The 12,679-nt window shown below is 29.9% G+C and carries 9 protein-coding genes; 5 read left to right on the top strand and 4 right to left on the bottom strand.

Features of this window, described 5'->3' with window-relative positions:
• The first annotated feature begins 80 nt into the window (after positions 1-80).
• The 4 genes from BEE63_RS04330 (at position 81) to BEE63_RS04320 (ending at position 4,652) form a co-directional block, all read left to right on the top strand.
• Positions 81-1,367, top strand: a complete 1,287-nt coding sequence (locus BEE63_RS04330; RefSeq protein WP_066020211.1) for a PQQ-dependent sugar dehydrogenase — start codon at positions 81-83, stop codon at positions 1,365-1,367.
• 10 nt (positions 1,368-1,377) lie between these two features.
• Entirely contained in the window at positions 1,378-2,115 is a 738-nt protein-coding gene (locus tag BEE63_RS04325) for a phospholipase C (RefSeq protein ID WP_066020210.1), read from the top strand.
• Between the two features lie 379 nt (positions 2,116-2,494).
• Positions 2,495-3,127, top strand: coding sequence for a hypothetical protein (locus BEE63_RS21180; protein WP_242874683.1), 633 nt, complete (start codon positions 2,495-2,497; stop codon positions 3,125-3,127).
• Positions 3,060-4,652, top strand: a complete 1,593-nt coding sequence (locus tag BEE63_RS04320; RefSeq protein WP_242874902.1) for a B12-binding domain-containing radical SAM protein — start codon at positions 3,060-3,062, stop codon at positions 4,650-4,652. Before BEE63_RS21180 ends, BEE63_RS04320 begins: the two co-directional genes overlap by 68 nt.
• Before the next feature lie 52 nt (positions 4,653-4,704).
• On the opposite strand, the gene BEE63_RS04315 is transcribed toward BEE63_RS04320, so the two are convergent.
• The 4 genes from BEE63_RS04315 to nadA all read right to left on the bottom strand — a co-directional run bounded on the left by BEE63_RS04315 (position 4,705) and on the right by nadA (position 10,103).
• A complete protein-coding gene (locus BEE63_RS04315; RefSeq protein ID WP_066020208.1) occupies positions 4,705-6,867 on the bottom strand; it encodes an ornithine decarboxylase in 2,163 nt (720 codons plus the stop codon).
• Positions 6,868-7,059: 192 nt separating this feature from the next.
• The gene (gene nadC, locus BEE63_RS04310; protein WP_066020207.1) at positions 7,060-7,899 is read right to left on the bottom strand and encodes a carboxylating nicotinate-nucleotide diphosphorylase; all 840 of its coding nucleotides are present in this window, start codon (positions 7,897-7,899) and stop codon (positions 7,060-7,062) included.
• Entirely contained in the window at positions 7,880-9,184 is a 1,305-nt protein-coding gene (locus tag BEE63_RS04305) for an L-aspartate oxidase (RefSeq protein ID WP_066020206.1), read from the bottom strand. Before BEE63_RS04305 ends, nadC begins: the two co-directional genes overlap by 20 nt.
• Before the next feature lie 7 nt (positions 9,185-9,191).
• A complete protein-coding gene (gene nadA / locus BEE63_RS04300; protein ID WP_066020205.1) occupies positions 9,192-10,103 on the bottom strand; it encodes a quinolinate synthase NadA in 912 nt (303 codons plus the stop codon).
• Positions 10,104-10,293: 190 nt separating this feature from the next.
• On the opposite strand from nadA, the gene helD reads away from it, so the two are divergent.
• The gene (gene helD, locus BEE63_RS04295; RefSeq protein ID WP_066020204.1) at positions 10,294-12,585 is read left to right on the top strand and encodes an RNA polymerase recycling motor HelD; all 2,292 of its coding nucleotides are present in this window, start codon (positions 10,294-10,296) and stop codon (positions 12,583-12,585) included.
• Positions 12,586-12,679 lie beyond the last annotated feature (94 nt).

Here is a 12,679-nt window from a genome sequence, read left to right as displayed (position 1 = left end):
GAATATAGTTTGTTATTATTAATATATTAAATATGAGAGAATTTAATTTAGGCATTTTAAGTGCCTTACGGGAGGATAGAGTGAAAAGAATCATTAGGTTTTTTATATTTGTTATTTTTATATTTGCAGCGGTTGGAATTACACATTCATATATACATAGTGATTACACTGTTAAATGTAAAAATAATATAAAGTATCAAATAAAATTTAAAGGTATTAGGGATGCAGTAGATTTTGCTAAGGATGAAAATAAAAACTTTTATATAGCTTATAAAAATAAGATACAAGCTGTATATAGTAATGGAAAAACTTCAGTTATAGTAAATAATATTAGTGAAAATATAATGTGTTTAGTGTATCATAATAATAAGCTATACTTTTCCTCAGGCCACGATGTATATTGCTATGATTTAGAGAAGAAAAAATTAGTGAAGATAATAAATAATATACCTAATTTTGGAGATTATAAAAATGTACAGTTATTAGCTACTGATAAGTACCTGTATATTTCTATAGGCTCAGTCACTAATAATGGAGTTGTAGGAAAGGATAATAAATGGATTGATGAAAATCCATATAGTTTTGATGTAACACCTAAAAATATTACACTTAAAGGAATAAATTTTGGGTCCGGAAATACTGGAGCTTTTGTTTCATATAAAACTCCTAATATAAAAGGGCAGATAATACCAGGACATTTTCCGGGAAATAGTTCCATTATAATATACAACATAAAAACTGATGCTGCGGAAACTTTTGCATGGGGCATAAGAAATGTAACAGGTATGGATTTTAATAACAGGGGCAAAATAATAGCAGCTGTAGGAGGTATGGAAGATAGAGGCAGTAGGCCTGTTAAAGGGGACAGTGACTATATTTATGAAATAGGTAAAGGGAAATGGTATGGATGGCCGGATTACAGCGGTGGTGATCCAATTGATTCTCCTAAATTTAAAAATAGAAATAAAAGAATACTCGACAAAGTACCGAATATAAATCCGCCAGCACCTATTTATGAATATGATAAAGTTGGTGCTTTAGATACACTAGCAGTAGATAAAAATGGATTTTTAGGGATAAAAGATAGTGTTTTTGTATATGATAAAACTGACAATTGTATATTAAGAATGTATGGAAGTGAAGATGAAAGAGACATAGTCTTTACTCATAAGTCACTAATTAAATCTATTCATGTCTTTCATGATGGTATGTATGCTCTGGATTCTAGGGAGGGATGTTTACTTCAGTTTTATAAAGAAAGCTCTGAAAAAAATGTCTTAGTAGATAAGAAAATTGTGTATTCATTAATATGTATAATGGGAGTATCGGCTGCAATCATACTGATATTTGGACTTAAGAAAAATTAGGGGGGAAAATATGAAGAAAAACTTTGAAAATACTTATGGTAAAACTGTTAGAGGAATATTTTTAGTAATAAATCCTGTTAAAAAGAAGATAATAAAGACTACATGTGTTATTCATAAATATATAAATTCACTTGCAATTGAAATACTAAAAAATAAAAAACTTGAAAATCAGTATAGGTTTTTTAGTGACAATATTGACGAAATAAATAAGGGCACTGTTTGGGCAGATCAAGATTTTAAATCCACAAATCACTTTTTTGATTTTCAGAAGGGAAGGGGCTTATACGGTTTTTCTAATGCTGTTGTGGAAAGCCAAAAGTATTATAATATGTCAATATGTTATCTAAAGGCAGGAGATAAGCGAAAGTCGCTATTTTATTTTGGTGCGGCTTGTCATATAATTCAAGATTCTACGGTTCCACAGCATGTTAATAACAGACTTTTAAAAAAACATAGAAACTTTGAAATGTGGATTATCCAAAAATTTTTGTCAGGTTATAGATTTATGAAAGCAGATGAGTTAATTAGAAGTGACAGTATGAAGGATTATATTAGAAAGAATGCTATGGTAGCTAATAAGGTATACAACAAATATGCTGAAGTGAGAGACAAGGATAGTAGGTATCTTACAATATCTAATTATATAATATATCAGGCTCAAATGAGTACAGCTGGTCTTATGATGGATTATTATGAAATATATGAAGCTGTATGTAAAAAGGATTCTTATTCTAAAATGGTAATGTAATTATACTTGGAGTTTTACATTTTTAAAAGGTAGATTTTTTAGGTGAAGCGGCGGAAAATCATCTATTTGTACGATAGTATTCCGTAGGTACGGATGAATAGTTTCATTACTTTACTTTTTAAATCTAAGTGACAGTACTTCAGAGCGATTGAAAAAAATTTTAATAAATCTTGGTGAAAAAAGCATAAAATACTTAGAGTTTTAAATTTGTTTGAACTGCGTGAGTTATTGAAAACTCTTAGGATTTTATGCTTTTTTCATCTTAGATTTATAAAATTTTTTTAATGTTCTGAAATACTGTCACTTAGATTTATGTAATATTTTTGCGAATAAATAATATCTATAAATATATGAGAAAAATTATTTAGGGGGTATATCTATGGATAAATTATTTATTAATCTTGAAAATGAGGTTCTTCATGGAAATGTTTTAGATGTTGGCAGTGATAATTATGGAATAGTGTATGAGTTATGTAAAGAAAATAGTGATAGTATAGATGTAAACTATGTTTCAGGAAAAAATCAAAAAGACTACATAAATAAAGATGCTTATGACAATTGTGTTTGTTTTTTTGCACTTAAAGATTTAAAATTAGATAGAGATAAAAATAAGTTTTTTTTGGACATGTATAATTTCATGAAAGATAATGCTGTAATTTATCTGTGGGATATGGATAAAGCAATGTTTAAAACCTTCAGAAAAAGTATAAGAATAGTCTTACCAGAAATGAAGATAAAAGATATACAAGTCAACGATTTTAATATATTAGTTGATAATTCCTGCAGTAAAATTTGCAATATGATGAAAAAATATTTTAAAATTATAGATGTAAAATGTTCTGACGACATATATTACATAAAGGCACAGAAAGAGGAAGGTAAAGTTAATGAAAAAAGTACTTCTTACAGCGATAAATTCTCAATTTATACACAGCAATTTGGCAGTGAGATATTTAAAGGCCTATACAGAAGATTTGGACTTAGAAATAAAAATAAGGGAGTTTTCTATTAACGATAGGATAGAAAGAGTATTTGAGCAAATAATGCATGAAAAACCGGATATTGTAGCATTCTCATGCTATATTTGGAATGGTGAGTATGTTGATAAATTGGGTACTTTAATAAAAAAAGTAGATGAAAACATACAAATACTTTATGGAGGTCCAGAAGTATCATTTGATTGCAGAAAGTTTTTACTGAATAGTGTAGGTGACTTTCTAATAGAAGGTGAAGGCGAAGAGACTTTTAGAGAATTTCTTAAGTGGAAGCTTCAAAATGGATTTTATAGAAGAGACATTTTGATAAAGGGCTTATACAGTAAAACACAAAATAATGAAATACTCTTTGGCGGGGAAAGAGAAGCTATGGATATGAATACTTTGGTTTTTCCATATAAGGAGGATGATGATTTATCAAATAAAATAGTGTATTATGAGTCTTCAAGAGGATGTCCATTTAATTGCAAGTATTGTCTTTCTTCAACAATAAAAGGTGTGTATTTTTTAGATGTTAATAGAGTTAAAAAAGAGCTTAAGTTTTTTGTGGATAAAAAGGTGACAATAGTTAAATTTGTTGATAGAACTTTTAATGCTAATCCTAAGTTTGCCATGGAGATATGGAAATATTTAATGGAACTTGATACGGAAACTGTATTTCACTTCGAGATAACAGCAGATATTGTAACAGAAGAAGAAATAGAGCTTTTAAAACATGCGCCTAAAGGTAGATTTCAATTTGAGGTCGGTGTTCAGTCTACAAATAATCAGGTACTTAGAAATGTAAATAGGTTTATAGAATTTAAGGATATAAAGAAAATAGTAATGGCAATAAAAGAAGGAAATAACATAAATCAGCATTTAGATTTAATAGTTGGGCTTCCTGGTGAGGATTTTGAGTCATTTAGAAATTCTTTTAATGATGTTTATTCTATAAAGCCTGAAAAGCTTCAAGTTGGATTTTTAAAGCTTTTAAAAGGTTCTTCAATGAGACAAGAAGCAGAAAAATGGGGCATGTCATATTCTCCATATCATCCTTATGAAATTTTGAAAACTAGGGATATGAATTTCTATGAAATAATGAAATTAAAGCGTGTAGATGCAGTGGTAGATAAATACTATAATACTGGTAAGTTTAACAATATAATTAAATTTATGATTTCAAAGTTTGATAATCCGTTTGACTTTTATTATGCACTTTCTAAGTATTTTTATGACAAAGGTTATTTCTATAGGAATATATCTTCTGCCAATTATTACAAAGTATTTCTTGATTTTAATTCGGAAATTTTGCATGAGGATAATTCTGTTTTAGAAGAAATAGTAAAGTTTGATTACCTGAAATTTAATAAGAGAAGCTGGCTTCCTCCATTTTTACATAGATTAAATGTAAAAGAAGAGGAGCAGGAAATAAAGGAGAAACTAAAAGAACAGAATAAATTTGATAAGCATATTCACATAGAAAAGTTTAATATTGATATTAATAAATACATAAATGACGGCAAGGTTGAAACTAAAGAAATGTATTATATTTTTGAATAAGAAAAAAGCAATAAAACTATTCTCTGGGTTTGCAGAGAATAGTTTTGTTGCTTTAGTTTGATTCTTTATCTAGAACATATCCATAGGCATTAATACGACCATCTTCATTTTCAAGATATACTCCTTGAATTTCTGGAGCAAAGCCAGGAAATTCATTTATGCCGTCTCTTAATATCAAGAAATATTTTTGAACTACTGTGTTCCACCTTTCGCCTGGAGCAACGCAGAAAACTCCTGGTGGATATGGAAGAGCACCTTCTAAGGCTATTTCGCCTACAATGTTTTCTATATTAACAAGTTTAGTGTTATTTCTTATTAGCTCCCAGTTAGCTTCTTGAGGAGTAATTGCCTGCTCTGGGAATGAAGCTGCTCTAAATAACTTCTTTTGATAAGTTTTTGCATCATTCTTCTTATAAAAATTATGCATTTCCTGACATAACCTTTTAATTGTATATCCTTTATAGCGCTCTGAATATTTATTATAAAGATGCGGCAGTGCTTTGCTTAAAGGAGTATCATTTTTTATAACTTGTTCAAATTTAACTAGTGAAGATAAAAGTCTATCCATTTTTTCTGGACTTTCTGCCGGTGTCAGTAGAAATAATATAGAATTTAAATCATTTTTTTCTGGTACAATTCCATGTTCTCTTAAGTAACTTGCAAGTATAGTGGCGGGAATACCAAAATCTTCATATTCACCAGTCTCTACATTGATTCCAGGTGTTGTTAACATAAATTTATTAGGATCAACAAAGTATTGATCTTTACCATAGCCCTCAAATGAGTGCCACTTTTCACCTGGACGAAACTTGAAAAATTCAATGTTATTAGAAATTTCTTCTGTATCATAATCTTGCCACTTCTTTCCATTAACAACTGGTGGAATAAATGGCTTTAGAAGCGAGCAATTTCTTAAAACTGATTTTCTGGCTTCAATTCCAAGCTTTACACAATCTAACCATAAGCGCTTACCAGCTTCGCCTTCCTGCATCCTTGCATTAATGTCAAGTGCAGAGAACAATGGGTAGAATGGGCTGGTAGAAGCGTGCAGCATATATGAATTATTAAGCCTTTTATGATCAACGTAACGTTTTTGACCTCTAATATGCTTATCTTTTTTATGAATTTGTGATGCCTGGGAGAATCCAGCCTGCTGTTTATGAACAGATTGCGTTACAAATATTCCAGGATCTTCTTCATTTAAATCCAATAGTAATGGAGAGCAGTCCCTCATCATAGGTATAAATTGTTCATATCCAACCCAAGCAGAGTCAAATAAAATATAATCGCAGAGATGTCCGATTTTGTCAACTACCTGCCTAGCATTATAAATTGTTCCATCATAGGTTCCAAGTTGGATTACGGCTAATCTAAAAGGTCTTTTTGATTTGGCCTTTTCTGGATCAACTTTTGATGCTAATTTTCTTAAATATTCTTCATTGAAGCAGTGTTCATCAATTCCACCAATAAAGCCGAATGGATTTCGTGAAGTTTCTAAGTATATAGGTCTTCCGCCTGATTGAATTAGAGCAGAATTATATACAGATTTATGGTTATTTCTATCAAATAGAACTAAATCTCCAGGTGCTACTACAGCGTTTGCAACTACGGAGTTTGAAGCACTGGTTCCACTCATTACAAAATAGGTTTTGTCAGCATTATATACTTTTGCTGCATGCTCTTCAGCTTTCATGGCTGGACCTTCATGGATTAGTAAATCTCCTAATTCAACGTCAGCATTACAAATATCCGATTTAAAAATATTTTCGCCGTAGAAATCATAAAAGTATCTACCAGCTGGATGCTTTTTAAAATATTCGCCATCTTGATGCCCGGGACAGTCAAATTGTAAATTCTCTGTTTCAGCGTAACTGTTTAACACTTTGAAGAATGGCGGCAATAAATTTTCTTCATACTCATTTGCAGCAGTTTCAATTTCCTTTGAAAACGTGCTTTTATCAAGATTATTTTCATCAATTATACGATAAACTTTTTTAAGAAGATTATTATCTAGGTTAGATTTCTTTTCTGAAACAACAAATACAGGGATTTCAAACTTTGTATTATACACCTTATTAATTATATCTATATTTGAATCAGTTAATATAACTGCAGATACATCTGTGTAATCAGTATTTTCAACTGAAATTAAACATCTGTCAGTTGAAAAGAAATTTTTAGAATTTTTAGTACAAGCAATTTTTAAGTGCTTCATAATGTGCCTCCTTTGCAGCTTTGAATAAATTAGAAAAATCTTATATCCTAAAGTAGGGTTTTAATCCAAATAGTATTTTACCACAAAAGTAAGTATTTGATTTATGAAAATAAAATAAAATTTACATCTACTATAAGTTATATGACAAAAAGCATATTCTCGTTTTCGAAAATATGCTTTTTGTCATATAACTTAATTTTCATTTCTTAAATTTTTCATGCTTATATCTAAAACCTTAAAGGAATGAGTAAGCATTCCAGATGAGATATAATCAACTCCTATAACTGCTTTTTCTTTTATATTTTCATAAGTTATATTTCCAGAAACCTCAATTAAAGCTTTCTTATCTATTAATTGTACAGCAGCTTTAATTGTGTCAGCATCCATATTATCAAGCATAATTATATCAGCTTTAGCTTCAATGGCTTCTTTTACTTCTTCTAAAGTTTCAGTTTCAACTTCTATTTTTCGAACAAAAGAAGAATTTTTTCTGGCAAGATGAACTGCATTTTTTATACTTCCAGCTGCGTCTATGTGATTGTCTTTTATTAAAATCCCATCAGAAAGACCAAATCTGTGATTGAATCCTCCGCCAACCTTTACAGCATATTTTTCTAAAAGTCTCATACCTGGTGTGGTTTTTCTTGTATCAAGTAATTTTACACCTGTGCCATCTAACTTTTTACTTAAATTGTAAGTTGTTGTTGCTATACCGCTTAACATTTGCAGAAGATTAAGTGCTGTCCGCTCACCAGATAAAAGAGAACGTGTATTGCCATGAACGTTTCCTATTACCTGTCCCTTAGTTACTAAATCACCATCGCTAACATTAAATTCTGAAGAAGCATCTTCTAATAGCTCAAAAGTTCTGTTAAATATGCCTGTTCCTGCTATAATGCCATTGTCCTTTGAAATTATTTCTGCAGTACTTTTAGAATTTTTAGCTATAATTGAATTTGTAGTTATGTCATTGTAAGCGCCGTCATCATTTAATTCTCTCTTTATAAAATCATCATATATTGATAAGTTCATTTTTCTTTTCTCCTAAAATGGATTTGAATTTTTCTATTACAATATTTCTGTTATTTTCTATAGCATTTAATGCATCATTTACTGTAAAGGCTGTTTTTATATCTTTTGTAGTAATTTCAGAAATGTTGCTATTTATATTTTTAGCAGCACGTCTTGAAAAAACTAATCCTTCAAGAAGGGAGTTACTTGCAAGTCTATTGGCACCATGTACGCCAGTACTACTAACTTCTCCGCAGGCATATAAGTTTTTCATTGAAGTTAAGCTATTAAAGTTAACTTTTATTCCACCCATGAAGTAATGTTGTACTGGGCTTACTGGAATTTTGTTCTTTGTTATATCAAGTCCTCTATCTAGGCATTCGTTATATATGCCAGGAAATCTGTTTTTTATGAAGTCGTCATCCATAAAGGTTATATCAAGATATACATAGTTACTATTGTCTTTTTCTTCTTCTTTATATATTGCATTTGCAACTACATCTCGTGGCAGAAGTTCGTTTATAAATCTTTCATTTTCTATGTTTAGGAGCTTACCGCCCTCTCCTCGTACGGATTCTGATATTAAAAATTTCTTTTCATTTTTTCCTCCATCATAAAGTGCTGTAGGATGAAATTGAATATAATTTAAATCACGTACCTCAATATCGTTTTTTAATGCCATAGCAATTCCGTCTGCTGTAAGGGTTCTTTGATTAGTAGAGTTCTTAAATATTCCACCTATGCCCCCACAGGCTAAAATAGTAGCTTTTGAATGAATGTCATAGACAGTATTATCTTTTATAGCTGTTGCTCCAAAACACACATTATTTTGAGAGATTAAATCAAATACAGCTATATTTTCTATGATTTTTATGTTGTCTCTTTTTTTTACCTCATTTAGTAATGTTTCAAAAACAACTTTACCTGTTTCATCTGTGCTGTGTACTATTCTGTTTACACTGTGGGCTCCTTCCCTTGTGTAATTTAAGCTGCCATCTTTATTTTTATCAAAATTCATTCCTATATTTATTAATTCTCTTATGTTTTCTCGGGATTCTGAAGCAAGTATTTCAACAGATTCTTTTATGTTTCTATATTGTCCAGCTTTTAAAGTATCTTCTACAAAAAGAGGCTCGTCTTCTGTATTCAATGCAGTTGATATGCCACCTTGAGCAAGATAAGTATTACATTCAGAGACTGTTGATTTTGTGAGCAAAGTTACTTTTATATCCCTATTTAAGGATAAAGAAGAATATAAACCTGCAACACCTGTGCCTATCACTAATACGTCAGTGTATAAATCCATAAATAAATCACCTTCCAAGTATCAACATATTTTCAAGGGAAGTAAGTGCTTTTTCTCTCAAATTTTCTTCTATATTTATTTCAAAAGTAGAATTTAAAAGACTGTTATAAACATCTTCTAAATGTGTTGCTTTCATGTTTACGCATACCATATTATTTAGAGTATAAAATTGTTTATTAGGTACTCTTTCCTGCATTTTGTACATTATTCCTGTTTCAGTTACAACCAGATATTTATTTGAGGCTGTATCTTTTTCGGCATAGTCTATCATTGCACCTGTGCTGCCTATAAAATCTGCCATATCCCTTACTGGTTTCCAGCATTCTGGGTGAGCTAAAATTTTCATATCACCATATTTATTTTTAATTTCATCTATATCTGGAGGGATTATCATATTGTGAACTCTGCAAAAACCATTCCATAGTATTATTTTCTTTTCTGGAACCTTTTCTTGAACGTATGAACCTAAATTCTTGTCTGGCAAAAATATTATTTCATCAGAATCTATTGTTTTTACTATCTTTACTGCGTTTGATGAAGTACAGCAGGTGTCTGAAAGAGCTTTAACTTCAACTGAAGAATTTATATAACATACTACCTTTGCATTAGGATGCTGATTTTTTAATTTCTTAAGTTCATCTGCAGTTGCCATGTCTGCCATTGGACATCCAGCTTTAGGTTGTGGAAGTAGAACTTTCTTTTGGGGTGATAGAACTTTAGCGCTTTCAGCCATGAATTTAACGCCGCAAAATACAATTGTATCAGCTGTGTTTTCTTTAGCAATCTTACTTAGGTAATATGAATCACCAATGAAATCAGCTATTTCTTGTACTTCGGGTCTTTGATAATAGTGAGCTAGAATTACAGCGTTTTTTTTGCGTTTTAGTTCTAGAATTTTTTCTTTTAAATTTTGATCCATTAATAAGTACACTCCTTTTTTATTGTAAGCAAGATACAGTAAATTATTTTGGTGTATACAGGTGTATATACATTAAATATAATATACAACTTTGTTGATTATTTATCAATACAAAATAACTTGCTAATATTGACTTATTAATATAATAAATATATATTTAACTATAGGATTTCTAAGGTGGTGTGCGATTTTGTCTATAGAAAAGAAAGAATTTGAATATGAAAAAAATAAATTAGAAGATACTGAAAAATGGATAGATGGTCAGATATCTACTATAGAGAAGGATAATGAGGAATTTGAAAATAAAATAGGAGTACTAAAGAAGCAGTCAAAGGGTAAATACAGTGAAGAACTTGAAATAACCGAGAAACTTTACAATATAACTCATAAAAGTCTTCAGAGATATAATGAAGCAAAAATAGTGCCTTATTTTTCGAGGATTGATTTCAGGGAAAAAAGAAGCACCGAGATTGAAAGTTACTATATTGGTAAGTTTGGACTTGGTGATAGTAAAAACGGAGAGGAAAAAATAATAGATTGGAGGGCACCTATTGCTGATTTGTATTATAGTGGTACAGCAGGTAAGGTGTCTTATAGAGTTTCATCAGGGTACGTGGATGGAGAGCTTTATTTAAAGAGAAAATTTATTGTTGAGGATAAAAAACTAAAAGATGCCTTTGATGAGGGAATAAATGAAATCATTTTAAGATCTGATGATAATGAAGAAAATAATTTAGTTGATGAATTTCTCAAAATAAACTTAGAGAAAAATGTTAGCAGCAAACTTAAGGATGTAGTTGCAACTATTCAAAAGGAGCAAAATGATATTATAAGAAGTGAAAAGAATTCTGCACTGGTAGTTCAGGGATCTGCCGGCTCTGGAAAAACCACCATAGCGCTCCATAGATTGGCATATCTTCTTTATAAGTATAATAAGTCTCTAAGCGGTAAAGATGTCCTTGTAGTGGCTCCTAACAAGCTTTTCTTGGACTATATTTCAGACGTTCTACCTAGTCTTGGTGCAAATACAGTTAAGCAGGAAACTTTTGAAGATATAGCTCGTAAAGTTTTAGGAGTGAAATCAAGAGTTTATACTAAGGACAAAAAACTTGCATATATATTTGAAGATAAAAAAGATGAGGAAAAGAAGCTTGTTGTTAAGGCAAGTGAGTTTAAAGGCTCTCTTTTGTTTAAAAGTATGATAGATGAATATCTTAAAAACATAGAAGAAAAAGATTGTGATGTAGATGATATTAAAATATCAGGTTATGTTCTTTTTGAAAAAGCTGAAATTAAAAGGCTTTTTGTAGAGGATATGAAGCATTTACCAATTGATAACAGAAAAGAAGAAATAAAAAAATATTTTAATCTTAAGCTAAAAGATAAAGTTAAAAGTATTTTAGATAAGGTATCATTTAGGTATGAATATAATATTGCAAGATTAAAAAGGAATATGATAGATGGCGCAGAAAGAAGAAAACAGTTAATAAAAATATATGATGAAAGAGATAGTGAGAAAAATTATATAGTTAAAAATGTAAAGAATGTCATGGACGAATACTTTGAGAATTGGAAGCATACTGATACAGGTGTGATTTTAGATAGATTTTTTAATGATCAGAGTATATATGATGAAATAGTTAATGACAAAGTGACAAAAAAACTTTGGAGTTATATGAAAAAAGATTTTAATAAAAATAGGGAAAAGAAGACAATAGATAGTGATGATCTGGCAGCAATGCTTTATATAAAGTTTAATATAGAGGGAAATGATAAATTTAATTTTAAACATATAATAATTGATGAAGCACAGGATTATAGTGTATTTCAATTTGCAGCTTTGAAAAATCTTTGTAGTAGCAGTTCATTTACAATAGTAGGAGATTTAGGACAGGGTATATATTACTATAAGGGTATAAATGATTGGAATACTTTAAAAAATAATGTGTTTAAGGATAATTTTAATTATACAGCATTAAGTCAGAGTTATCGTTCTACTGTTGAAATAATAAAGTTTGCAAATAAAGTTTTGAAAAAACAAAATATAAATTTAGAACCGGCAAAACCAGTATTAAGGCATGGTGATAGTCCAAAAGTAATAGAATTTATGGCTAACAAGGAATTTGCAGAAAAGGTTGACAGTATAGTAGAAAAATTAGATAAACTAGGTAAGAGAAACATAGCTATTATAGGTAAAACTTACGATGAGTGCAAAAAAATCAATGATACTTTAAGAAAATATAGTAAGAATCAATGGAAGCTAATAAGGGAAAATGACAAGAGCTTTGAAGTTAGTAAAATAATAATACCATCATATATTACTAAGGGCTTAGAATTTGATTGTAGCATCCTTTATAATTGCAATGAAGAAAATTATAAGGATACTGAGCTTGATAAAAAAATATTGTACGTTGCTTTAACTAGAGCACTTCATTATGAGTATATTTTCTTTAAGGGAAAGAAATCTAAGCTTATTAAATAATAATTAATACTATTTAATAATTATTATTGATTTTTCTCCAAAATATGTTATACTATATGTATAGTAAATGTTATAAAAGTAACAATATAGTATT

Source organism: Clostridium pasteurianum (assembly GCF_001705235.1).
Taxonomy (GTDB): Bacteria; Bacillota; Clostridia; order Clostridiales; family Clostridiaceae; genus Clostridium_S; species Clostridium_S pasteurianum_A.
Note: the sequence above shows the minus strand (reverse complement) of the source record. Positions and strands in the feature narration are given on the sequence as shown.